Source organism: Gammaproteobacteria bacterium (assembly GCA_032250735.1).
Taxonomy (GTDB): domain Bacteria; phylum Pseudomonadota; class Gammaproteobacteria; order SZUA-152; family SZUA-152; genus SZUA-152.
Genome location: JAVVEP010000014.1, coordinates 1 through 24,365, shown reverse-complemented (window position 1 = coordinate 24,365; position 24,365 = coordinate 1). Strand labels below are relative to the sequence as shown.

Annotated in this window: 19 protein-coding genes; 17 read left to right on the top strand and 2 right to left on the bottom strand. The window is 52.9% G+C overall.

What is annotated here, in order from left to right; all coding sequences use genetic code 11:
• The first annotated feature begins 206 nt into the window (after positions 1-206).
• Positions 207-881, top strand: a complete 675-nt coding sequence (locus RRB22_09525; GenBank protein ID MDT8384644.1) for a TIGR00730 family Rossman fold protein — start codon at positions 207-209, stop codon at positions 879-881.
• Positions 882-925: 44 nt separating this feature from the next.
• Here the strand turns inward: RRB22_09525 and RRB22_09520 are convergent, their stop codons facing one another.
• Entirely contained in the window at positions 926-1,768 is an 843-nt protein-coding gene (locus RRB22_09520) for an HDOD domain-containing protein (protein MDT8384643.1), read from the bottom strand.
• Positions 1,769-2,193: 425 nt separating this feature from the next.
• Here RRB22_09520 and nirB point away from each other — a divergent pair, with 425 nt between their 5' ends.
• The 10 genes from nirB (at position 2,194) to RRB22_09470 (ending at position 16,832) form a co-directional block, all read left to right on the top strand.
• On the top strand, positions 2,194-4,632 hold the full coding sequence (gene nirB / locus RRB22_09515; protein MDT8384642.1) for a nitrite reductase large subunit NirB: 2,439 nt from the start codon (positions 2,194-2,196) through the stop codon (positions 4,630-4,632).
• Between the two features lie 7 nt (positions 4,633-4,639).
• On the top strand, positions 4,640-4,969 hold the full coding sequence (gene nirD, locus RRB22_09510; GenBank protein ID MDT8384641.1) for a nitrite reductase small subunit NirD: 330 nt from the start codon (positions 4,640-4,642) through the stop codon (positions 4,967-4,969).
• Between the two features lie 45 nt (positions 4,970-5,014).
• Positions 5,015-7,678, top strand: a complete 2,664-nt coding sequence (locus tag RRB22_09505; protein ID MDT8384640.1) for a molybdopterin-dependent oxidoreductase — start codon at positions 5,015-5,017, stop codon at positions 7,676-7,678.
• A gap of 356 nt (positions 7,679-8,034) precedes the next feature.
• Complete coding sequence (locus tag RRB22_09500; GenBank protein ID MDT8384639.1) at positions 8,035-10,032, top strand: methyl-accepting chemotaxis protein; 1,998 nt, start codon at positions 8,035-8,037, stop codon at positions 10,030-10,032.
• Between the two features lie 17 nt (positions 10,033-10,049).
• On the top strand, positions 10,050-10,520 hold the full coding sequence (locus RRB22_09495) for a chemotaxis protein CheW (GenBank protein ID MDT8384638.1): 471 nt from the start codon (positions 10,050-10,052) through the stop codon (positions 10,518-10,520).
• On the top strand, positions 10,495-11,802 hold the full coding sequence (locus RRB22_09490) for a CheR family methyltransferase (GenBank protein MDT8384637.1): 1,308 nt from the start codon (positions 10,495-10,497) through the stop codon (positions 11,800-11,802). The genes RRB22_09495 and RRB22_09490 overlap by 26 nt, the downstream gene beginning before the upstream one ends.
• Positions 11,799-12,503 carry a chemotaxis protein CheW gene (locus RRB22_09485; protein ID MDT8384636.1) on the top strand — a complete coding sequence of 235 codons (705 nt, stop codon included), beginning with the start codon at positions 11,799-11,801 and terminating at the stop codon, positions 12,501-12,503. Before RRB22_09490 ends, RRB22_09485 begins: the two co-directional genes overlap by 4 nt.
• Complete coding sequence (locus RRB22_09480) at positions 12,500-14,764, top strand: hybrid sensor histidine kinase/response regulator (protein ID MDT8384635.1); 2,265 nt, start codon at positions 12,500-12,502, stop codon at positions 14,762-14,764. Before RRB22_09485 ends, RRB22_09480 begins: the two co-directional genes overlap by 4 nt.
• Positions 14,761-15,819 carry a chemotaxis response regulator protein-glutamate methylesterase gene (locus RRB22_09475; protein MDT8384634.1) on the top strand — a complete coding sequence of 353 codons (1,059 nt, stop codon included), beginning with the start codon at positions 14,761-14,763 and terminating at the stop codon, positions 15,817-15,819. Before RRB22_09480 ends, RRB22_09475 begins: the two co-directional genes overlap by 4 nt.
• A complete protein-coding gene (locus RRB22_09470) occupies positions 15,816-16,832 on the top strand; it encodes a diguanylate cyclase (GenBank protein ID MDT8384633.1) in 1,017 nt (338 codons plus the stop codon). The genes RRB22_09475 and RRB22_09470 overlap by 4 nt, the downstream gene beginning before the upstream one ends.
• A 138-nt stretch (positions 16,833-16,970) precedes the next feature.
• On the opposite strand, the gene RRB22_09465 is transcribed toward RRB22_09470, so the two are convergent.
• The gene (locus RRB22_09465) at positions 16,971-17,597 is read right to left on the bottom strand and encodes a hypothetical protein (GenBank protein ID MDT8384632.1); all 627 of its coding nucleotides are present in this window, start codon (positions 17,595-17,597) and stop codon (positions 16,971-16,973) included.
• A 322-nt stretch (positions 17,598-17,919) separates the two neighbouring features.
• Here RRB22_09465 and RRB22_09460 point away from each other — a divergent pair, with 322 nt between their 5' ends.
• From RRB22_09460 to RRB22_09435, 6 genes are all read left to right on the top strand, one after another.
• Entirely contained in the window at positions 17,920-18,666 is a 747-nt protein-coding gene (locus tag RRB22_09460; GenBank protein ID MDT8384631.1) for a Crp/Fnr family transcriptional regulator, read from the top strand.
• 72 nt (positions 18,667-18,738) lie between these two features.
• On the top strand, positions 18,739-20,901 hold the full coding sequence (gene relA / locus RRB22_09455; protein ID MDT8384630.1) for a GTP diphosphokinase: 2,163 nt from the start codon (positions 18,739-18,741) through the stop codon (positions 20,899-20,901).
• A gap of 30 nt (positions 20,902-20,931) precedes the next feature.
• A complete protein-coding gene (locus tag RRB22_09450) occupies positions 20,932-21,510 on the top strand; it encodes a hypothetical protein (protein MDT8384629.1) in 579 nt (192 codons plus the stop codon).
• 283 nt (positions 21,511-21,793) lie between these two features.
• Positions 21,794-22,309 carry a 3-hydroxyacyl-[acyl-carrier-protein] dehydratase FabA gene (fabA, locus tag RRB22_09445; GenBank protein ID MDT8384628.1) on the top strand — a complete coding sequence of 172 codons (516 nt, stop codon included), beginning with the start codon at positions 21,794-21,796 and terminating at the stop codon, positions 22,307-22,309.
• Between the two features lie 33 nt (positions 22,310-22,342).
• Positions 22,343-23,560, top strand: coding sequence for a beta-ketoacyl-ACP synthase I (gene fabB / locus RRB22_09440; protein ID MDT8384627.1), 1,218 nt, complete (start codon positions 22,343-22,345; stop codon positions 23,558-23,560).
• A 113-nt stretch (positions 23,561-23,673) separates the two neighbouring features.
• The gene (locus tag RRB22_09435) at positions 23,674-24,087 is read left to right on the top strand and encodes a polymer-forming cytoskeletal protein (protein MDT8384626.1); all 414 of its coding nucleotides are present in this window, start codon (positions 23,674-23,676) and stop codon (positions 24,085-24,087) included.
• The last annotated feature ends 278 nt before the right edge of the window (positions 24,088-24,365 follow it).

Genomic DNA, 24,365 nt, shown 5'->3' with positions numbered 1-24,365 from the left:
CCATAGTTCGGTTTTATGAGTGTGCGCTCAGGGTCTGTGATCCGTTTCCTGTTCCTGTTGACGGCCATCAGTATGCGGGCAGTCTGCCGATAATAGGCCTGTGGGATGGTTACAGCACTCAGAGCCTGTGAAAAATCGACGTCCGCAGTAGGCCGATGGTTTTTTTCACAGGCTCTCAGCTAACGAAGAGATCAAAGGGCATTATGATGATTGAAGATCTGAAGGGTGATGAATCCTGGCGCATGTTCAGGATTATCAGCGAATTTACCGAGGGTTTTGACCGGCTTTCCAATCTGGGATATGCGATATCCATCTTCGGGTCTGCCCGGCTGAAGGAGGCAGACCCGTATTATCAACAATCCATTGAGATCGCCCAGCGCCTCGCCCGCGAACGGTTCGCGATTATCACCGGCGGCGGCCCCGGCGTGATGGAGGCGGCCAACAAGGGCGCCTTTGCCTCCGAGGCAAAATCGGTGGGGCTGAATATTCGGCTGCCGCATGAGCAGTCACCCAACCCCTATCAGGATGTGGTGTTAAATTATCGCTATTTTTTCGTGCGCAAGGTGATGTTCGTGAAGCATTCCATGGGCTATGTCTGTATGCCCGGCGGCTTCGGCACCCTGGACGAGTTTTTTGAATCACTGAACCTGATGCAGACCGCGAAGATCTATCCCATGCCGATGATCCTGTTTGGCGTGAAATACTGGCAGGGGCTGATTGACTGGATGAAGGCCACTATGATTCCGGCCGGCACCGTGGCGGAAGAGGATTTTCGTTACATCACGCTGACCGATGATATGGATGAGGTCGTCTCGATCATGGTCAAACATCGTCAGTGGAAGGAGCAGATGCGCCAGCGGGCCGATGGGCCCGGGAAATAGTCGGTTTAGCTTCGCGGCCTTGTATAGTTCATCATTAATTACTCCTAAACACGTAACGCCGCCTGCACCTCGCGGATCGACTCACCCGTACCTTCCATATCAATAATACTGACCTCGGTGTCCAGTCCCAGTTTCTTAAAGGCGGGCACGGTGCTCCAGGCCACGATGGCCAGGGGGTGGTCCTTTTCGATATAGCTTTGCAGGTTGGCAACCGTCACCACATCGACCATGTCGGCCGGCCCATCATGCTCACGGCCCAGATCCTCGTGTTTCGCCGCGACGTTGATGATGTCCTGCGGAAACTCCCATTTGCTCAGCAGTGCCACGCCGATGGTGGTATGCAGTTCACTAATGATCTCGTCAAGTACCTCCGGATGATCCAGTAGCTGGGGAATATCCTCGGCGTATTTGATGATCGGTAGTGCGCCGATGTCGTGTACCAGGCCGGCGAACATCGCCTGGTCGGCTTTTAATCGGGCCATGCCGGCCAATGCCTGGCTGATGGCCGCGACTTCGGTGCTGTGTTCCCAGAAGGCGCGGAACAGCCTGTCCGTCACCTCCGTGGTGGGCTGGAAGATCTGCTGCACGATCAGGCTGTTGACGGTATTCCGCACCGTGGTATTGCCCATCCGGGTCACCGCCATGTCGACACTGTCGATATGCGTTGTGCCGCGCAGCAGGGGGCTGTTGGCGACCTGAATGAGTTTGGCGGACAGGGCCGCATCGGTACTGATCACCTGCGCCACCGCCTTGGTGTTGGCATTCTCGTCATCCAGGGTATCACGGACCTTTAGCGCGACCTCAGGCAGGCTGGGTAGCACCAGTTTGTCGTTTTCCAGCTCATCAATGAGCTCGGTGAGAATTCGGTTTTTTAGTCCGTTAGGCATAACGTCTCCGCAGTATGTGAACCTTGAGATGCGCCGCCATTCAGGCATCTCTCTAGCCGCTATTGGGTTTCTCTGCCTATTAGCGGGCAGACTGACGGAAAATTTAGTGCACTGTAGCGGACATTCTGGTGCGGACGGGGGTGAAAAAGTGAAGGGCATAGGGTAGTGACACTTACCAAAATGCCCACACCAGGCAGACCTGGTCACCGCTGTGCCACATAATTGGGCATGCGTGAAACAGCGGCCGAGGCGCCCGCACAGAACTGGTGCGCCCTTGGCACGGGAATCCTGCCAGGATTCAGGACTGACAATAATTTTCTTCATATATCAGTCTCTTACAAATACAAATAGTGCTGGCATAGTGTGTGCAAAAGGCCAGAGGTAAGGCGCCTTGCGCCATCGTCTATTTGTATTGGGGAGGTCTGATGCGAGAAAAACTCGTCCTGATTGGCAACGGTATGGCGGGTATGAGGGCCATTGAGGAGTTGCTCGACATTGCGCCGGAGATGTACGACATCGTCGTGTTCGGCTCCGAGCCGTATGGCAACTACAACCGTATTCTGCTCTCGCCGGTGTTGGCCGGTGAAAAGACCATCGATGACATCATGCTCAATCGTCTGGACTGGTACGCAGACAGGGGCATTACGCTGCACCGTGGTAAAACCATCGTCGATATCGACCGCCATCATCACCGGGTGATCGCCGATGATGGCAGCGAAGAGACCTATGACCGGCTGCTGCTGGCAACGGGTTCAACGCCTTTCATCATTCCCGTGCCGGGCCACGAGCTGCCGGGGGTGATCAGTTTCCGTGATATTCACGATGTGGACCTTATGCTGGAGGCCGCCGGCAAACATAAACACGCGGTGGTTATCGGTGGCGGCCTGCTGGGTCTGGAAGCGGCCAATGGGTTGATGCAACAGGGCATGAAGGTCACCGTGGTGCATCTGTCGGAGACCTTAATGGATCGCCAGATGGATGCGGCCTCTGGCGAGATGCTGAAAAAGGCGTTGCAGGCGCGCGGCCTGAATTTTCTCATGTCCACCAGCACCGAAGCGATTGTGGGCGATGATCGTGTGCGGGCGGTGCGTTTCAAGGGTGGCCATGAACTCGCGACGGATCTGGTGGTGATGGCGGTGGGAATCAGGCCTAACATCGAATTAGCAAAAAAGGTCGGCCTGCACTGTGAACGTGGCATAGTCGTTAACGATACAATGCAGACCTTTGATCCGCGCGTGTATGCCGTGGGCGAATGTGTCCAGCATCGGGGACAGGCGTATGGTCTGGTTGCGCCGCTGTTTGAACAGGCAAGAGTCTGCGCCAACCATCTGGCGAAAATGGGTATCGCGAAGTACGAGGGTTCCGTGACCTCCACCAAGCTTAAGGTGACCGGTATCGACCTGTTCTCTGCGGGCGATTTTATGGGTGACGACACCACCGAAGCTATCGTCATGCAGGATGCGGCTCGAGGTATCTACAAAAAGTTAGTGCTGAAGGAAAACAGGATTCAGGGTGCTGTCATGTACGGTGATACTGTCGATGGCGCCTGGTATTTCCAGTTAATGCGCGATGCGACAGATGTCAGCGATATTCGCGAACACCTCATGTTTGGTCAGGCCCACCTGGGTGACTCAGGACACGGCGGCCAAAATGCCGCGGCGACCATGACGGATGCCATGGAAGTCTGTGGTTGTAATGGTGTTTGTAAGGGTGACATCGTCAAGGCGATAACCGTCAAGGGTTTATTCACCCTGGATGACGTGCGTGCCCATACCAAGGCCTCCAGTTCCTGTGGTTCCTGTACGGGGCTGGTGGAACAGATTCTGGCCAACACCCTGGGTGGTGATTACTCTGCAGCAACGAACACCAAACCTGTGTGTAAGTGTACCGATCACCCACATGATGATGTGATTCAGGCGATTCGTGAAGAACATCTCACCAGTATTCGCAGCGTGATGGATGTCATGAACTGGAAAACACCCGATGGCTGTGCTTCCTGTCGTCCCGCCTTAAACTATTATCTACTGGCTGCGTGGCCTGCCGAGACACAGGATGATGCGCAATCGCGCTTCATCAATGAGCGTGTTCATGCCAATATACAGAAAGATGGCACCTACTCCGTGATACCGCGCATGTGGGGTGGCCAGACCACACCGAAAGAGTTGCGTGCGATTGCCGATGTGGTCGATAAATTCAAGCTGCCGGAAGTCAAACTCACAGGCGGCCAGCGCATTGATATTCTGGGTGTCAAAAAAGAAGAGCTGCCGGCAGTCTGGGCAGACCTTAATGCGGCCGGCATGGTATCTGGTCATGCCTACGGTAAGGCGCTGCGTACGGTAAAGACCTGTGTCGGAAAAACCTGGTGTCGCTTTGGTACGCAAGATTCGACTTCGTTAGGAATGGAACTGGAGAGGCTGACCTGGGGTTCCTGGATGCCACATAAATTCAAGATTGCGGTGTCAGGTTGTCCGCGAAACTGTGCCGAGGCCACGATTAAGGACATTGGTGTGGTGTGTGTGGACTCTGGTTACGAATTGCATGTCGGTGGTAATGGCGGCATCAAGGTGCGAGTGACGGATTTGTTGTGCAAGGTGGAAACAGAAGAACAGGTACACGAATTCACACAGGCCTATATCCAAATGTACCGTGAAGAGGCACATTACCTGGAACGTACCGCACCGTGGATAGAGCGAGTAGGATTGTCGCATGTAAAACAGCACCTTGTTGACGATGAAGAAAATCGTAAGGCGCTGGCGGCGCGTTTTGTGGAGTCGCAAAAATATGCTCAAATTGATCCCTGGACTGAGCGTGCCAGCCAGGGTGTGGCTGAACATGAATTCGTTCCAATGAAAAAAATAGGTTGAGGCCAATATGTCTGAGTGGATTGAAGTAGGTAGTGTTGAAGATATTCCGCAACTCGGTGCGCGGGTGATTAAAACCCCTGAAGGAAATATTGGTATTTTTCGTACAGCAGCGGACGAGGTGTTTGCCCTGCGCGATGCCTGCCCCCATAAGGGTGGTCCTTTATCGCAGGGCATCGTACATGGCCGTTCCGTCACCTGTCCGTTGCATAACTGGCGCATTGAATTTGAGACAGGCGAAGCGGTGGCGCCCGATGAAGGCTGTGCGGCTCGTTATCCTGTTCGCGTAGAAGACGGCAAGGTGAGCATTTCACTGCACGTGATTGACGACAAACCATAGACGACAAGCAATAGACGTCAGCTAAAACAGCAAACGATTGAAACAATGACACAATCCGTAACAACGACCTGCCCCTATTGCGGGGTAGGCTGTGGCGTAGTGGCGACGAAAGAGGCCGATGGCTTCTTTAGTGTGCGCGGCGACAAACAGCATCCCGCCAATCAGGGGCGACTGTGCTCCAAAGGTGCGGCACTGGCCGAGACGCTGGATCACGAAGGACGGCTGCTGTATCCGGCAATTCAGGGTCGCCGTGTTGATTGGGATGCCGCACTGGATGCGGTTGCGGATGGTTTCTCCCGTGTTATTCGTGAACACGGTGTGGATGCGGTGGCATTTTATGTTTCCGGACAGTTGTTGACGGAAGACTATTATGTGGCCAATAAACTGATGAAGGGTTTCATTGGCAGCGCCAATATCGATACCAACTCACGTCTGTGTATGTCCTCTAGTGTCGCAGGACACAAACGCGCCTTTGGTTCCGATACCGTGCCTTGCCAATACGAAGATCTGGAGCAGGCAAACCTGGTGGTGCTGGTGGGTTCCAATGCTGCCTGGTGTCATCCGGTGTTGTATCAACGCATCGTCAAGGCAAAAAAACAAAATCCGGGTTTTCGCGTGGTAGTGATTGACCCACGGCGCACCACCTCTTGCGATGTGGCGGATTTACACTTGCCATTAGCTTCCGGAACGGATGGCGTGTTGTTCAACGGCCTGCTGCATTATCTGCACGAGCATGATTTTTCCAGCCCCTGGTTTGTGAATGCGCATACCGAAGGGGCAGAGGCTGCCGTGGAAGCGGCACGGGAAACAGCAGGCTCGCCGGAAATTGTTGCGCAAGCTTGTGGTATTGCGCTCAGCCTGGTTGAAGCATTTTATCGCCTGTTCGCACAGACGGAACGCGTGGTGACGGTGTATTCGCAGGGCATCAATCAATCATCAAGCGGCACCGATAAAGTTAACTCCATCATTAACTGTCATCTCTTAACGGGCCGTATCGGCCGTGCCGGTATGGGCCCGTTTTCCTTTACCGGACAACCCAATGCCATGGGCGGGCGTGAGGTGGGTGGGCTGTCCAATCAACTGGCGGCGCACATGGAGATTGACAATCCAATGCATCGTGATTGTGTGCAACGCTTCTGGCAATCACCCACGATGGTCACTGAACCGGGGCTCAAGGCGGTTGACCTGTTCCAGGCGGTGGCCGAAGGTAAGATCAAGGCGCTGTGGGTGATGGCAAGCAATCCCGCGGTGAGCCTGCCCGAGGCGGATACCGTGCGCGCGGCGCTGCAGGCCTGTGAATTTGTGGTGGTCTCCGACTGCGTGCAACAGACAGACACGACCGCCACGGCCGATGTGCTGTTACCGGCGCTGACCTGGGGAGAGAAGGATGGCACGGTCACAAACTCCGAACGTCGTATTTCACGCCAGCGTGCTTTTTTAGCGCCGCCGGGTGAGGCGCGTGCCGATTGGTGGATCGTCAATCGGGTTGCGCAACGTATGGGTTTTTCCGCGGGTTTTCAATTTACTTGTGCTGCGGAGATTTTCCGCGAGCATGCCGCACTGTCAGGTTTTGAAAACAACGGTCAACGTGACTTTGATATCAGTACCCTGGCCGTGCTGACGAATGATCACTACGAGCAGTTAGCGCCCATACAGTGGCCGGTGACCGCACAAAGTCCTCTTGGTACCGCGCGCATGTTTAGCGACGGACGCTTTTTTACCGCGAATCAAAAGGCGAAAATGCTGCCGATTGTGCCGAGACCAGCCGTCGTGGAATGCGATGCCGACTTTCCCTATGTGCTGAACACGGGGCGGGTGCGGGATCAATGGCATACCATGACGCGCACCGCCAAGTCGCCACGGTTGACCGAGCACAGCCCCGAACCCTATGCGGAGATTCATCCACAGGACGCGCAAGCGCGCGGTGTTGAAGATGAATCCCTGGTACGCGTGTTCAGCCGTTGGGGGGAGGTGATCGTGCGGGCGCGTCTGAGTGATGATCAGCGACCCGGTAATGTCTTTGTGCCCATGCACTGGAATGCCCAATATGCCAGTCATGGTCGTGTGGATGCGGTGGTCAAGTCTGCGGTGGATCCCGTGTCAGGGCAACCTGAGTCGAAAAACACGCCGGTCAATTTTGCGCCCTATACGCCTGCCTGGCATGGCTTCCTGTTATCGCGTCGCCAGCTGCAATTGAGTGGCGCCCGTTATTGGGTGCAGGCGACGGGCCAGGGCTTTTATCGTTATGAACTGGCGGGTGAGCAGGCTCCCAGGGATTGGTCAGCCTGGTCGCGGGGGATGTTGTGTCAGTCGGATGCCGACGTCAATTGGGTGGAATACCTGGACGAAGCGGCCCGTTACTATCGTGGTGTGCGTTTAGTGGGAGAGCGCATCGAAAGTTGTATTTTTATTGCTCCAGGCCATAAATTGCCCTCGCGGAATTGGCTGGCAGGCCTGTTTTCCAAACAGGCCTTGTCCGAGGGTGAGCGCTCGGCATTATTACTGGGGCGCGCCGCAACAGGGCAGAAGGACGTTGGCCCCACGGTATGTGCCTGTTTTGGTGTCGGGCGTAACACCATCCTCGAGGCCATTGAACAGCAAGGGCTGAGTACCGCCGAAGAGATTGGCCGCTGCCTCAAAGCCGGCACCAATTGTGGTTCTTGCCTCCCTGAACTGAAGTCGTTGCTTGCCCTGGCTCAACGGGCGTAATTGCGGCTTTTTGACGGTCACGAAAATGTTGCGTCGATGATATTTCATCCTGCCGGCGCATGCCATTCGAATAAAGTTCCCTTCTATCGTTTAATCTCCTGATTAAATATCATTGTCTGATTGCCAAGCCAACTTGTTGGGATTGCTAAAGTTTCCGGCGATTCATCCGCCATTCTAGACAGCATAATTCGCCACCAAGATAGACATGATGCCATAAGGTTATACAGCATATTCTCTTAAAAAACAGAGGGATAGCCTGGTCGTGTGACAGCCATAGAGGCCGCCAATGGGCGCGTGGGTGCGCCGGGCGGCCCATTTTCAATGCATAAAACAAAAATCCACACAGGAAATCGGTAATGAAAAAAGACAAATCAATGTCACTGGCTGGCCACTTCTCGCTGCGGGCAAAGGTCAATCTGACGGTCAGCATGGTGTTTTTGTTGATGATGACATTGGTGACAATCGCCGCCGTGACCCATGAGCGGGCACGCCTGATGGAAGTGGCGGAGCATCAGGTAAAGGAGATGACCACCTTCTACTTTGACAGCCTCAATACGATGATGCTGACCGGCACGATGGATCAGCGCAGCATCCTGCGCAACAAGATGCTGGCACGCAAATATATTCTTGAGGCACGGGTGATTCGCGGCGCGCCAGTCTCGTCACAGTTCGGCCCCGGCTCACCGGATGAGGCGGCACTGGATGATCTCGACAACGAGGCCCTGGGTGGTGAGCAAATTATTCGCATTGATGAACAGGCAGGTCAGCGCATGATGACCGTGATCACCCCTTTTCGGGCGACGGAGAATACCCGAGGGGTCAACTGTCTACAGTGCCATAACGTGCCGACCGGTGCAGTGAATGGCGCGATCCGAATTGGCTATTCACTGGCCGAGATTGATCAGGCCGTTGATAGAGAGTTCTGGTTGACGCTGTGGTTTAACGTCGGCTTTTTTCTCATTGGGCTGCTGTTGATCAATGCCTTGCTGAAAATCTGGATCGTCAAACCCCTGTCGACATTGAATGAGGTCTTGCTGCTGCGCGCCAATGGCGACACTAAGATTCGCGCGGTCGTGGATAGAGAGGACGAGATTGGCGAACTTGCCACCGCCTTTAATACCATGGCGGATAATGTGAATACCGCTGTAGAGCGGGAGCATGAAGTTGCGGAAGACCTTCGCGAAAAGGTCGATCAGTTATTGCTGGCAGTGAACAAGGTCGCCGAAGGTGATTTCGATGTAAGAATTGAGATGAAAGGCGGTGGGGCGATTGGCGAATTGGCGGAGAGCCTGCAGATCATGATCAATTATATTGCGAGCTCCACGGAACAAAAAAGGGAAGCCGTAGAGACACTCGAAAAGAAGGTCAATGAAATTTTGCGTGTTGTCAGTCAGGCCGAGAAGGGGGATCTTACGGGGGTCATCAATATTGCAGGCAATGATGCAATTGATCATTTGGCATCCGGCGTACAGAGCATGCTGACGAGCCTGAATACTCTGGTGGCTCAGGTGCAGCGCTCCGGTATTCAGGTGACATCGTCAGCCACCGAGATTGCGGCAACCGCGAAACAACAGCAGGCAACGATTGCAGAACAGGCTGCAACCACCAATGAAATAGCGGCAACCGCGACGGAAATATCGGCAACCACTAAGGAGCTGACCAATACCATGGATGAGGTGGCCGAAGTGGCAGACCGCACGCGCGTTTCCGCGGCCAGGGGCCATGAAAACCTTGGGCACATGGAATCGACAATGCAACAGATTGTCGAGGCCTCCAGGGCGATCGCACTAAAGTTCGAGACCCTCAATGAAAAGGCAAGAAATATAAACAGCGTAGTGACAACCATCACCAAGGTGGCTGACCAGACCAATTTATTATCGCTGAATGCCGCGATAGAGGCAGAGAAGGCGGGTGAATATGGTCTTGGCTTTGCGGTGGTGGCCACCGAGGTCAGGCGTCTGGCGGATCAGACGGCTGTCTCGACACTCGATATAGAGCAGATGGTGAAGGAGATGCAGACCGCCGTGTCATCCGGTGTGTTGAGTATGGAAAAATTTACCGACCAGGTGCGCAGGAGTGTGGAGGATGTCAATAATGTCTCTTCACACCTGGCAGTGATCATCGAAGAGGTGCAGGAGTTCACGCCACGGTTTGAGAATGTGCAGCAGGGGATGCATTTTCAGACGCAGGGGGCTGAGCAGATTACGCAGGCGATGATCCAGCTGAGTGAGTCCGCGCAGCAGTCAGTAGAATCGATACGGCATTCGTCTTCTGCCATTGATTCTCTCAAGGATGCCGCACAGTCCTTGCAGAGTGGTGTGTCGAAGTTCCGCGTCAGTAATAGTGACCGCTAGTAGAGAGTTATAGAGGCGTGCTGTATTCGAGATTTTACATAGGAAAGGAGCGCTATGTCATCGCAATCAGCAAGATTACCGTGATTGTTCCCTATGTGAACCTGCGCACAGTGCCGGCTCTGCCAGAATATGCCGCAGGAACACTGAACTACCATGGTGCTTCTGTTCCGGTAATTGACTTGTGTCAATTATTGATTGCCCGTCCCTGCGCCAGGAAGTTGAGCACCAGAATCATTCTCAGCACAATAAAATCGAATAATGGTGAAAATATAACCATCGGCTTTCTGGTCGAATCTGCGACAGAAACCTTTTCGGCGAATGAGAGTGATTTCATGCCTCCTGGCCTGCACAACCCGGAGATGCCATTTATTGGTCCAGTGGCGAGTGACAGTGAGGGGGTGCTGACAAGAATCGACCCGCAGGATATCTTTAAACGCATCGATGAAGGACTGTTGTTCCTGAATGGCGATGGCGCCAGGGGTATCTGAGCATATGGCGGTCGACAAGATTCAAGACCTGCTGAAGAATAAGATCGGCTTGCACGCCGATACGGTGGGGTTGTCGAGTATCGAAAGGGCGATCAGTCATCGAATGTCGCACCTTCGGTTGGCATCAATAAGTAGTTATTATTCGTTAATCAAGAATAACGGTGACGAATTTGATGAGTTGGTAGAAGAGGTCGTTGTGCCGGAGACCTGGTTCTTCCGCAATAAATACCCGTTTGAAGCGTTAAACGTGTGTGTGTCGGCAATAGCCGGTCAGCAAGATGGATCTGCTGAACGTGAACCGTTAAAGATACTGAGCTTACCCTGCGCAACAGGAGAGGAGCCATATTCTATCGCTATGGCGCTGATGATGGCCGGTCTTGACAAAGATGATTTTCATATTGATGGGATAGATGTCAGCAAGCGCGCTATCGCGAAGGCGAGAAGGTCCATCTATGGGAAACATTCGTTTCGTGAAAATGACATTGATATTCAGAGTAGATTTTTTAACAAGATCAGTTCCGGTTACCAGATTTTACCCGAAGTGCAGGCCCTTGTGTCCTTTGACAGGGCAAATGTGATTACCGATACGATCAGTCCGGCAAATGACTACTACGACGTCATTTTCTGCCGAAATCTGCTGATCTATTTCAACAAGGATACTCAGTGCATGGTTCTGGATAAGCTTCGGCAGATGTTAAAGCCGGGGGGTTATCTGTTTGTCGGGCATGCGGAGGGGACCCAGGTCAGCAAGCAGCATTTCGATAATGTCGATATTCCGAAGTCTTTCGCTTACCGGAAGATTTCGGACAGTAATACGAATATGGCGGCTAATAACATTGGGCCGGTTAATAAATTAAAGGCGATATATGACCAGTTAGTCGCGGTTACCAAAAAGGATTCCCTGCTATCAAACCGTCTTATTAGGGCGACGGCTGCCAGAAAATCTCCGCAAGGTGATAAGGTGTCCGCCACTCATGCATGGAAAAAGGTGGAGAAGTTGATTGAGGGTGGCCATTATGATGATGCCGCCGCGGTATGTGAAGGCGTGCTGGAAAGTGACCCAGAAAATGCAGATGGATATTATTTTCTGGGTTTGATCAGCAACTTATGCGGTAGTCATGGCGGCGCAGAGTCCCTGCTTAAAAAGGCGATCTATCTGTCTCCCAATCATCAGAAGGCGCTGGGGCTTTCGGTGTTGCTGGCGGAGAAAAGAGGTGATGTTGACAGCGCAGAATTTTACCGGCGGCGAGAAATTAAGGCGCGGGAAAGAAACAAGCGGTGAAAGATCAGTTTATGAAGAAGACCATAAGAATTAACAAGCCGGTTGACCGCTGCTGGTACGAGCGTGGCGTATGGAGTGCGGTCAGTGATAAATGTGAAAAACTGGAAGAGTATATTCATTGCCGTAACTGTCCCGTCTTCTCAAGCGAAGGTAAGCGGGTACTGGACAGGGCAGCGCCTGCGGGTTATCTGAAGGAATGGCGAAAGGGTCTGGCGGCGAACAAGCCGATCATTAAAAAAGATAGCAGGTCGATACTTGTATTTCGGGTGGTTGAGGAATGGTTTGCGATTCCCTCCAGGTGCTTGCATGAAATTACCGAAAAAAAGACGATTCATAAGATCCCTGGAAATAACAACCCAGGCATTGTCGGGGTGGTTAATGTCGGCGGCGAAATAAGAGTCTGTTATTCACTGGAGAGTGTCCTGGGTGTCAGATGCCAGGATAGTAAGAACAGGAAAGGCGGCAGCAGTGAAATAACGCGGTTTATTGTTGCTTTTATAGGTGGAAATTATTATGTGTTTGTTGTCCAGCACATTTCTGGAATGGCCTTGTATCATGATGATGAGTTATACCCCATACCTTCCACGCTTGCTTATGATGGTGCAAACCTTCTGCTGGGCGTTATTAATCACGCTACCAATAAGGTTGCTGTTTTAGATGTTGACAAATTTCAGTCGACTCTAGAAGGAATTCTGTTGTGAGTCCTTCCTCTGGCGGATTGGGGGACTTGTCGATGTTCGACTTGTTCCGTATGGAGGTCGAGTCACAGGTTGCTATACTCAGTGAGGAGCTTCTCTCGCTGGAAGATAACGCCTCTTCGGATCAAAAGCTCGAAATCTTAATGAGAGCCGCTCACTCCCTCAAAGGGGCGGCTCGCATGGTATCAATTGAGCCGATTGTAAAAATATCACATGTCATGGAGGATGTGTTTGTCGCGGCTCAACAGGGTGGGGTATTGATCGCATCCTCCGATGTTGATGTATTACTGGCGGCTGTCGATGCGATCGTCCATATCTCCAGGATTCCCGAGAAGGAACTCAACGTCTGGGGTGAAGAAAATGCGGCGGTATATTTGCCGGTAGTGGAATCGTTGAAGGATATTTTGTCTGCGGCTCCTAAGGTACATACGGCTGACAGGGTCAACTCGGATCTGGATGTTTCGCCGCCACCAGTCACCACACCAGTGGTGGGTATGTCTGTCGATAATGGGCAGGGCACTGATGAACGATCACTAAAGATCGGCGCTGAAAGGATGTCGAGGATATTGGGGCTCTCGAGTGAGATTCTGGTTGAGGCAAAACGTCTAAGCCATTTTAAAGATTCCTTGCAGAGTATAAAACGTAAGCAGGATGGTCTGGTGAGCTTGTTGGAAGGTTGGCAAGACCTGATGCTGAGCAACAGCATGATCGATGCGGATGCCCATAACCATGCCTTGCTCCAATTTGATTCGTGTCGGCGATCGCTTTCTGAGCAAATTAACCGGCTTGATGAATACGATAGAACAAGCATTAATCTGACAACCAAACTCTTTAATGAGGTTGCAGGGAGTCGGATGCGTCCCTTTGAGGACGCTGTCGTTGGCTTGAAACGGATGGTGCGTGATCTTGCTCGTTCGCTGGATAAAAGGGTCTCGCTTGAGATAAATGGAGGGCATTGTGCAGTCGACCGGGATGTTCTTGAAAAGATCAAGTCGCCAATCAACCATTTATTACGTAATTCCATTGATCACGGTATAGAAAATAGTGAACAGCGTAAAACCATCGGTAAACCTGAGACTGCGACCATCAAACTGACGGCTGTTCACTCATCAGGGATGCTAAGAATATCCATTGGAGATGATGGTGCAGGTATTGATGTTGGGCGTATTAAGAACAAAGTGCTTACAAAAAACCTGATTGGCCCGGAAATGATGGGCAGCTTGTCGGATGAGGAATTGCTTGAATTCCTGTTCCTGCCGGATTTCTCGACCCGCGATGTTATTTCGGAGATTTCCGGTCGTGGTGTAGGTCTGGATGTGGTTAGAGATAGTGTTAAAGAGCTGGGCGGTGTCGTGACAGTGAATAACAGGCCCGGGGTTGGTGCAGAGTTTGTCATGACCCTGCCCATAACCTTGTCGGTTATGCCAGCATTACTGGTGGATATCGCAGACGAACCCTATGCCTTTCCTTTAAGCAGGGTTGACAGAATTCTAAAGATTTCAACGGAAGATGTGCTGGAAATGGAAGGCCGTCAATATGTCTGTATTGATAATAAAAATATTGGTCTTGTTTCAGGTGTTCAGGTTCTTGGTTTCGATAGTGGCCGTATCGATGGCGGGCAGCTAACTGTGGTCATCATTAGCGATCGACTCGACCAATATGGTCTGGTGGTCGATCGCTATGTAGATCAACGACAATTATCGGTACATGCGCTCGACCAGCGCCTGGGCAAGATCCCCAATGTTAGCTCTGCGGCATTGCTGGGCAATGGAGACCCGGTCCTTATCCTTGATGTTGATGATGTGGTGCGTAGTATTAACCATATTATTACGGGAGGTCGTCTTGGGGATGTTTACCAACTGGCAGAGGAAAAATTAAAAACCTCAAGGAAGCGTGTGTTGGTTGTTGATGATTCCCTGACTGTCCGCGAGGTTGAAAAAGATCTTCTTGAAGCCAGTGGCTATCTGGTAGATGTGGCAGTGGATGGGATGGATGGGTGGAATGCCATCAGACGCGTTGCTTATGATCTGATTATTACCGATGTGGATATGCCTCGCATGGACGGTATTGAATTAGTGAAGTCAATTAAGCAGGATTTACACCTGAGAAATATCCCGGTCATGATTGTATCTTATAAGGACAGAGTGGAGGAGCGCCGACGTGGACTGGATGCAGGCGCAGATTATTATCTAACCAAGGGTAGTTTTCATGATGACACCCTGGTTGAGGCAGTCGAAGATTTGATTGGAGAGGCAAACAAATGAGGATCGGTATCGTTAATGATATGCCGATGGCGATTGAGGGAATGCGGAGAGTGATTACAAGCTCCGCCGCGCATAGCGTTGCATGGGCTGCATTAAGTGGAAAAGAGGCGATTGAATATTGTGCAGCAGATCGCCCCGACCTGGTATTGATGGATATCATTATGCCAGAGATGAACGGGGTCGAAGCGACTCGGCAGATCATGCAGTTGACACCTTGCCCTATTTTGATAGTGACTTCTTCTGTGAACAAGAATTCTGCCCTGGTATTTGAGGCTATGGGGAATGGGGCGCTTGATGCGGTCAATACTCCGGTGCTCATGGGTGAAGCTGCCGTTGAGGCTCAGCAGGCACTGCTGCGCAAAATATCGATGCTGGATATTCTGACGAGATCCCGTATCCTTGATGATGCGCCTGTTTCTACGTACCCCATCGACAGGCGAGTGCCTACGAATGAGCTGAGCATTGTTGCGATTGGTGCTTCCTCGGGTGGTCCTCAGGCATTGGCCACAGTCTTGCAAAGACTGCCTGCGAACTTTAATTCCGCCATCATCATTGTGCAGCACGTTGATGCCCATTTTTCCCAGGGCTTGGCTGACTGGCTGGATCAGCAAACCACGTTGCCGGTGCGTTTGGCAAAGGAAGGTGATCGACCTGCAGCGGGTAAAGTGCTTTTGGCGGGATCTGATAATCACCTCGTTCTTACCGCTGGCGGCTACCTACAGTATGTTGAAGAGCCAAAATCAATCCCTTATCGTCCCTCTGTTGATGTATTCTGGGATTCATTGCGCAAGCATTGGGAGGGTGAGTTAACAGCAGTACTGCTCACCGGAATGGGGAGAGATGGTGCTCAATCGATGCTTGAACTCAGGCGTCATGGGGCACACACTATTGCCCAAGATGAAAAAAGTTGTGCTGTATTTGGAATGCCAAAGGCCGCAATAGCAATTGATGCCGCACATCAGGTCTGTGCGCTAGAGGATATTGCGGATATTTTAAAACGGAATGATAGCCTGCATTCTAGCCTTGCAGGCACATCAAAGGCTAATGCATTATGAGTATTGACGAAAAAACTGGAATTGCTGTGCCTCAACCCGGTAAGGCAGTGGTTTTGCTGGTTGATGATCAGATGATGGTGGCGGAAGGAATCCGACGCATGCTCGTCGATGAAGCCGATATCGAATTTCATTACTGTAATGATCCTGGGAAAGCCGTCCAGATGGCCGTCGATACTCGGCCAACGATTATATTGCAGGATCTTATCATGCCTGAGATTGATGGTTATGCTCTGGTCAAGGCTTATAAAGAAGATGCCAGGACGCACAATATTCCGATCATTGTGCTGTCAACCAAGGAAGATCCTCATGCAAAAAGCCTTGCCTTTGAACGGGGTGCCAATGATTATCTGGTGAAATTGCCTGATAAAATTGAACTGGTGGCTCGGATTCGAGCCCACTCCAAAAGCTACCTTACGCAATTGCAACGTGATGATGCATTCAAGGCATTGCGTGAACTCCAGGTAGAGCTTGAACATAGCAATGCCGAGTTACAGAAATTGACCTGTCTGGATGGCCTGACTGGTATTGCGAATCGACGGCGCTTTGACGAATTTGTTGTAAATGAATGCCTGCGTTCCGCGCGCGATAACACTGTTTTGTCGCTCATTTTGCTGGATATTGATTTTTTTAAACCCTATAACGACAATTATGGCCATCTGGCCGGTGATGGTTGCCTGCGCCAGGTTGCCTCTGCGCTGAGTGAAGTGGTGCACCGTCCCGCTGACCTTGTGGCCCGCTATGGTGGTGAAGAGTTCGTGGTAGTATTGCCGAACACGGACATTGATGGCGCGATTAAGCTCGCCGACGAATTGTGTAAAAAGATACGCTCGTTAAAGATTCCGCATGCCCATTCCGAGGTGGCAGAGTATTTGACGATAAGCTTAGGCATTACAAGCCGGGTTGCCTGTGAGAGTTCATCGCCTACCGATCTCATCGCCTTGGCCGATGAGGCGCTTTATCAGGCGAAGGAATCTGGACGTGATCGGTATATTGTTTCGAAGGCAGACGGTTAGTCGGTAGCTGCCGGTAACTGCATCGAGTATTTTCGGGTTTATTGTCCGCCCATACTCTTTTCAGATTGTGGGTAGGTCATTTGTCTGACCCTGGTGGATCTTATTATCGACTAATCACCTTCTCGCAGATTGTGTGCCTTAATCCAGGCTCGCTCCCGATATCTGTATTCGCAGCAAGATGCACTCTTTTGTGGTTGCCGTTAGCATTTCGGTGCTTTTCTGCAGTGACGAGATAAATACCGCAGCTTCATTTTTTAGAAATTCTTCATGCTTTGTCTGACGATATCGATCCCACCAGTGATTGCGTGCTGAGGTCGTGCTGTCCGGCCGGTAGAGCGATGGATTGCCGCGAATCGACAGATAGATTGCGTAGCTGCCAGGCTGTGATTTCAGTTGAATCGTGGTTCCCGATTGCAGGTTGATCAGTTCTGCGCGGAGATGATTGTCCTCAAAAATGCAATATGAGGCTGGTAGGCGATATCCGCCCATGCTATTGCTGGCATTTTTGAGAGACTGTATATAGGCCGGATCTCTTAAGAGTGAGCGGTGCAGTAATTGCAGGTTGGCCTTTGCGATTGCCCTGGGATTGGCGGCTGATCGCTGTGCATAATTCTGTAAAGCCTGCATTCCTGCCTGAAACGCTCGCCATGTCGCATGATCGGGCCGCATCGGTTTTTTTGTGATTGCGGCTTTGTCACGGTCCTGGGTGATGCGGGTGCTGATTAAATTGGGTAAATATTCAGCAAATTGTGTGGTGCTATCCATAAAAGGCATTCTGTGCCGACCTTCTTGATACTGCCTGGTTGCCGTATTGAATAATCTGTGTAACGATTTTGCTGTCGACGGGAGAGTACCGGGTAAACCTGCGCCCCTATCTGCGCCCCTATAGAGTGGGATGACGTCCGTGTCAATCGTGCCTCGTTTTCCCTTTCACGCCCCTACGATAAGTTGTTCTGAGGGGGAGGGCGGCGTATTTATGCGCACCTACCGTGTGACATATTCCCATTTTGGCGAGGACAGGCTGTCACTTTTGATCGACAGTGGGGCCAGGCGGGCAGGGGGGCGCTGATCTGACGCGCTTTGATTGATGGTCGCGGAGATATTGTGTGATTTTTCAGGGTTGGTTTCTTCACAATATCTTCTTTGTATAGACGCCGTATTCAACGGTAAACAAGGGAGTTGTAACGTGTCTTTGACTACTATTGCATTGTTTTCCGGGTTTTCCGCTGCTGATATGGCGGCAGTTTCTGGTCTAACGGTCACCCGTAGCTTTCCCAAAAATACATTGGTCATCTGTGAAGGTGATCGGTCGGACTCTTTGTATGTCATATTGTCGGGTAAGGTGAAGGTCTTTTTGTCTGATGAGGAGGGCAAGGAGGTCACCCTGAATATGCAGGGTAAGGGTGAGTATTTTGGTGAACTTGCGATTCTGGATGAGGCCCCGCGGTCGGCATCGGTGATGACCCTAGAGGAGACCAAGCTGGCCATTTTGTCAAAGGCCGCCTTTGACAGGTGCATGAATGAGCATCCGGAGATGGCCTTGGCAGTGATGCGGGGCCTGGCCCGCCGGTTACGTGAATTGACCGAAAACGTCCGCAGTTTGGCCTTGATGGATGTGTATGGCAGAGTCGCACGTCTATTGCTGGAGATGGCCGAGCAATCGGCTGATAAAAAGGTCATTCAGCAACGCCTGACTCAGCGTGAGATTGCCAGCATGGTGGGGGCTTCTCGGGAGATGGTCAGCCGTATTTTGCGTGACCTCTCTATAGGTGGTTATATCACGGTGGAAAACAAAGTCATCACTATTAATGAACGCCTGCCTGCCGCCTGGTAGTTTCCTTTTGATTCTTTACCTGAGCCATGTTTGAAGCCATTCAAACACGGTCATAGCTATATTCCCCTTAATATGAATGATCTTGCGACCATCCCCTGGATTCATAAAATCGATGAGCAGCTCCCGGAAGGTGCCCATGATGCGCTGCAGCGTGCGTATAAACTGGTCGAAGAACTGGCCACATCACAGGGTGTGTCAGTAAAACCCCTGTTGTCGCATGCAACGGGAATCGTAGAGATATTATTGGCATTGCGGGTGGATACCGAACCACTGGTCGCTGCATTTTTTTGCAGCATACCTCAGGCCATGTTGCCCACTGAGCAGCTCGAAACCCTGTTTAGTGCCGGCGTCGCCAGTCTGGTGGAGGGAGTCCATAAACTTAATATCGTTGATGAATACAAGTCGCAGGCCGACGGGTCGGCTGCCGACAAACGCTACCTGGAAGGATTAAGAAAACTCCTGCTGGGCATGGCGGAAGATGTGCGCGTGGTGTTAATAAAGTTGGCCGAGCGTGTGCAGATTATGCGCGAGCTAAAAAAAATGCCCGATGAAGCAAAACGCCGCATGGCAACGGAGACGATGGATATTTTTGCACCGCTCGCCAATCGCCTGGGGATCTGGCAGCTGAAGTGGGAGCTGGAGGACTTGAGTTTCCGTTTTCTTGAGCCGGATGATTATCAGCGCATTGCGGGCTTGCTCGATGAGCGCCGTGAAGATCGCGAAAACTATATTGCCGAGGTTGTGAAGACGTTGCGCCGGGAATTGCAGCTTGCCGGTGTTGACGGGGAGGTCATGGGCCGTCCAAAACACATCTACAGCATCTGGCGCAAGATGAAGGGAAAGTCCATGGACTTTCAGAACCTGTTTGATGTGCGCGCGGTGCGTGTCCTGGTCGATGATGTTGCGGCCTGTTATGCCGTGCTGGGACTGGTGCACACGCTGTGGCACCCGATCCGTAGCGAGTTTGATGATTATATTGCCTCACCCAAGGGCAATATGTATCAGTCGTTACACACTGCAGTAATGGGGCCCGCCGGAAAAACACTGGAAATCCAGATCCGCACCCATGAGATGCACCAGCATTCCGAACATGGTGTGGCAGCCCATTGGGGCTATAAAGAGGGGGGCCGGCAGGACAATGATTATCGTGAACGCATTTCCTGGTTGCGACAAATACTCGAGTGGAAAGACGAAGACCGGGATACGGAAGATTTTATCGATCGGTTCAAGTCGGAGGTTTTTCATGACCGGGTTTACGTCTTAACCCCACAGGGTGAGGTGGTGGATCTGGCCAAGGGCTCCACACCCCTGGATTTTGCCTATCATATTCATACCGATGTGGGGCATGGCTACCGGGGCGCAAAGGTCAACGGTAAAATTGTACCCATTGCCTATGTCTTGAAGAATGGCGAACAGGTCGAAATATTGACCTCGAAGAGGGGTACGCCCAGCCGGGACTGGCTGAACCCCCATCTCCATTACCTGACAAATCCACGCGCCCGCGCCAAGGTGCGCGGTTGGTTCCGTCAGCAAGACTATGCCAATAATGTCATTCATGGCCGGAGCTTTATTGAGAAAGAGTTTCATCGGCTGGGCGTGTCTGACATTGGACTCGATGTCCTGGCGAAACGCTTCAAATTTGCGTCAACCGATGATTTTCTGGCCGCAGCCGGTTGTGGTGACATCACCGGGTCGCAAATCGCCCATCGACTTGCCGAGTACATATTGCCGCCGACCTCGCCGCTGCCATCCGCGCGCAAAACGCAGGCAGCCGCTTCGGATACCGGAAATGTGTGCATTATGGGCGTGGGGGACCTGGTGACGCAGCTCGCCGGTTGTTGCAAGCCGCTGCCCTATGACGCTATCGTCGGTTACATCACCCGCGGTCATGGCGTGACCGTACATCGCAATGATTGCCGAAATGTCCTGCGTCTTAAGCGACAGGAGCCTGAACGCCTCATTGAGGTTGAATGGAGCCATGGACGCCCGCAAACCTACGAGGTGGATATTCATGTGCGCGCCTTTGATCGCCAGGGCCTGTTGCGCGATATTACCGAGGTGTTGAGCAATGCGGGGCTGAATGTGACCGCGGTGAATACCGCCACCCATCATGCCACTCATATTGCGACCATGACCCTGCGCATGGATGTGAGCGATGTCGAGCAGCTGAGTCAGGCATTGCTCAAGCTTGAGCAGCTCCCAAACGTGATGGAGGCATCGCGTAAGTATGTGTAATGCCATCCCTGTCATCGGGGCTAGCCGTTAATGTCGATAGCCTGTCTACAGCTGCTGTGCCGGGTCTGCCTGCTTTTCGCCGGTCTGGTCGCTGTAATCACCCCGGGCTGGGCCGACTCAGCCGCAATGCGCGATACGCTGGATTCGGATGGTGATGGCCTGACCGATCTTGAAGAGGCCCGCATTTATAAAACCGACTCCCAGTTTGCCGACACCGATACGGATGGCCTGGCCGATGGGCTGGAGGTCAATGAATACTGGACCCTGCCCCTGGTCGCGGATACCGATGGCGACGGTTATCTGGATGGTGTCGAGGTGCGGCTGGGCTCTGATCCGACCGAGGCAGGTAGCCGGCCGGATCCACAGGACCCCCGCTATAACGATCTGGACGGGGATGGGCTGACCAATCACGAGGAACGCGAGCTGGGCTCGGATCCGCAAAGAGTGGACAGTGACTTTGATGGCGTGGGCGATTTTGTGGAAGTACGCCGATATATGACCTCGCCCACACTGGTCGACAGCGATGGCGATGGCGCCTGGGATGGGGAGGAGGTCGCCGCCGGCACGGATCCTGCCAATCCCGACAGCCGCCCGACGGCCCCGCAATGAGTCGACCAGGGATTGGCTTTAGTCTAATTACTTGTTGATTAACAGATGCTTGCCCTTAGCCAGTTTCCGCACGGATAGTGTCCAAAAGCCGCAGTTGATGTGGTAGTCTAGCCGGTCATTTATTGCGGCATGGCTGACGTTGATACGCTTTTGTGTAAAATCGGCCTCGCAGCATCGTTGTTGGCGCTATCGGGACCGCCAGCCATCGCTGGAAATCAGGTATTAAATAACAAACGGTCCCGATAATCCTGGGAGGGGCCATATCGAATGGTGTTTAAAATATATGTCTAAGCAATCTCAGTTTACACGGGAAGAGTTATTGGCCTGCGGGCGTGGGGAAATGTACGGGCCAGGCAATGCACAGCTGCCGTTGCCGCCGATGTTGATGTTTGATCGGGTGATCCGGATCTCCGATGAAGGGGGTGAGTTCGGCAAGGGGGAGATCATCGCCGAGCTGGATATTACCCCTGATCTGTGGTTTTTCGGCTGTCATTTCCACAATGATCCGGTGATGCCGGGTTGCCTGGGTGTGGATGCCATGTGGCAGCTGATCGGCTTCTTCCTGGGCTGGATGGGTGGACCTGGGCGTGGCCGCGCGCTGGGCGCCGGCGAGGTGAAATTTTTTGGTCAGGTGACTCCCGAAAATAAAAAAGTCACCTATCGTATTAATATGAAACGCGTGATTTTGCGCAAACTGGTAATGGGAATTGGTAACGCGACAATGGAAGTTGACGGACGAGAGATCTACAGCGCCGCCGATTTACGTGTGGGGCTGTTCACTTCGACCGAAGATTTCTGAGAACGTGGGAATAACAGGCAAGAGGAAATAGCATTGAAACGTGTCGTCGTCACTGGACTGGGTATTGTCTCCAGCATCGGTAATAACAAGCAAGAGGTGTCCGCTTCCCTGCGCGAGGGACGCTCGGGGATCAGCTTTAGCCAGGAGTATGCCGATCTCGGTTTTCGCAGCCATGTGCATGGTGCGGTGAATCTGGATACCGAGGCATTGATCGATCGCAAGTTGCGGCGCTTTATGGGCGATGCGGCGGCCTTTAATTATATCGCCATGCAGGAGGCGGTCGCGGATGCCGGCCTCAGCGAAGAACATATCTCGAATCCGCGCACCGGGCTGATCGTTGGCTCGGGGGGCGCATCCACCGAAAATACCGTGTTGGCGGCAGACCTGCTGCGCTCCAAGGGCGTGCGCAAGGTGGGGCCATTTATGGTGCCGCGCACCATGGGCAGCACCACGTCGGCCTGTCTGGGCACCGCCTTCAAGGTGAAAGGCGTGAGCTATTCCATCAGTTCGGCCTGCTCCACCAGCGCGCACTGCATTGGCAATGCCATGGAGCTCATCCAGATGGGCAAGCAGGACATGGTCTTCGCCGGTGGTGGCGAAGAGCTGCATTGGACCCAAAGCGTGCTATTTGATGCCATGGGCGCGTTGTCTTCCAAATACAATGACACGCCCGAAAAGGCGTCACGCGCCTATGATGCGGACCGCGACGGATTCGTGATTTCCGGGGGCGGGGGTCTGTTGGTACTGGAAGAACTGGAGCACGCCAAACGGCGTGGCGCGAAGATCTACGCCGAGCTGGTGGGTTACGGGGCGACCTGCGATGGATACGACATGGTGCAACCCTCGGGTGAGGGCGCCGTCCGCTGCATGCAGCAGGCGCTGGCAAGCGTCGAGGGCAGTATCGATTACATTAACGCCCACGGCACCAGCACGCCGGTCGGTGATACCAAGGAACTGGCCGCGATCCGGGAGGTGTTTGCCGACACCATCCCTCATATCAGCTCCACCAAATCACTGACCGGGCACGCGCTCGGCGGGGCCGGTGTCAATGAGGCCATCTATTCCCTGCTGATGATGGAAGGGGATTTCGTCGCCGCCTCGGCCAATATTGAGAATTTGGACGCAGAGGCCAAAGGCATGCCGGTGGTGCAGACGCGGATTGACGATGTGAAGCTCAATACGGTGATGTCAAACAGCTTTGGTTTCGGCGGCACCAATGCCTGCCTGGTCTTTCAGCGCTTTAGTGGCTGAAGGCCTTGGTGATTGGGCGACAGCTATCTGTGAAACCGATGGTGAATTTATTAAAGGACCCCCTGTGAGTAAAGCACTCTGTGGGAATTGTCTGAGAAACCTGTGAGCATCCTGTGACCAAAGAACCGAAAATTAATCTGGCCAGCAGCAAGGGGCGTCGCAGTCTGGACAGTGTGAACGGATTCACCACCAGTGTCGGCCCCGGCAGTGTATTTACCGGCACCATCGGCGGGGAGGGCCACACCATTGTACTCGGTCGCGTCGAGGGCGACAGTCAGTTGAACGGTACCCTGGTGATCGGCGAGGGCGGTGCCTGGCTGGGGGATGTCACGGCCAAAAATGTGGTGATCGCCGGCCGGCTTGAGGGCACGGTCATCGCACAGGAAAAAATCGAGATCCTGTCCACGGCGCAGATTCGCGGCAGCCTGACCAGCCCGGTCATCGCCATCGCCGAAGGGGCGGTGCACGATGGTGAGATCCACATGGGCCAGGTGCAGCGCTTCACGGATCAGCGCGATGCCCTGTAGTGGGTGCCGGGCAAATCGCGCCCGGTGTTATCGACTCCGTCTCCAGCCTTTCCTTTAACGCTAAACCCTTCAGCCATCATCACCAGCCATCAATTGTCATTGCCCCATTCTTTTTGACCCATGCTGACCGCAAAACGCCTCTCCCAGCTTAAGGATATCCTGCGTCAGCCCGCGGCGCCGTTTCGTGAGCAACACGTGGTGCGCTGTGTCCGTCAACAGCTGGCTGCGGCCGGTGTGCCACATTTCCTTGACCCCTTTGGTAACCTGGTGGTCGGGGT

Bases quoted from the DNA above. Each gene is read 5' to 3' on its own strand.
- RRB22_09500 (MDT8384639.1), top strand. From the start codon at position 8,035: ATGAAAAAAGACAAATCAATGTCACTGGCTGGCCACTTCTCGCTGCGG.
- nirD (MDT8384641.1), top strand. From the start codon at position 4,640: ATGTCTGAGTGGATTGAAGTAGGTAGTGTTGAAGATATTCCGCAACTC.
- RRB22_09525 (MDT8384644.1), top strand. From the start codon at position 207: ATGATTGAAGATCTGAAGGGTGATGAATCCTGGCGCATGTTCAGGATT.
- RRB22_09460 (MDT8384631.1), top strand. From the start codon at position 17,920: ATGGTCGCGGAGATATTGTGTGATTTTTCAGGGTTGGTTTCTTCACAA.
- RRB22_09450 (MDT8384629.1), top strand. From the start codon at position 20,932: ATGTCGATAGCCTGTCTACAGCTGCTGTGCCGGGTCTGCCTGCTTTTC.
- RRB22_09475 (MDT8384634.1), top strand. From the start codon at position 14,761: ATGAGGATCGGTATCGTTAATGATATGCCGATGGCGATTGAGGGAATG.
- nirB (MDT8384642.1), top strand. From the start codon at position 2,194: ATGCGAGAAAAACTCGTCCTGATTGGCAACGGTATGGCGGGTATGAGG.
- fabA (MDT8384628.1), top strand. From the start codon at position 21,794: ATGTCTAAGCAATCTCAGTTTACACGGGAAGAGTTATTGGCCTGCGGG.
- RRB22_09470 (MDT8384633.1), top strand. From the start codon at position 15,816: ATGAGTATTGACGAAAAAACTGGAATTGCTGTGCCTCAACCCGGTAAG.
- RRB22_09490 (MDT8384637.1), top strand. From the start codon at position 10,495: ATGGCGATGGCGCCAGGGGTATCTGAGCATATGGCGGTCGACAAGATT.
- RRB22_09465 (MDT8384632.1), bottom strand. From the start codon at position 17,597: ATGGATAGCACCACACAATTTGCTGAATATTTACCCAATTTAATCAGC.
- RRB22_09520 (MDT8384643.1), bottom strand. From the start codon at position 1,768: ATGCCTAACGGACTAAAAAACCGAATTCTCACCGAGCTCATTGATGAG.
- relA (MDT8384630.1), top strand. From the start codon at position 18,739: ATGAATGATCTTGCGACCATCCCCTGGATTCATAAAATCGATGAGCAG.
- RRB22_09505 (MDT8384640.1), top strand. From the start codon at position 5,015: ATGACACAATCCGTAACAACGACCTGCCCCTATTGCGGGGTAGGCTGT.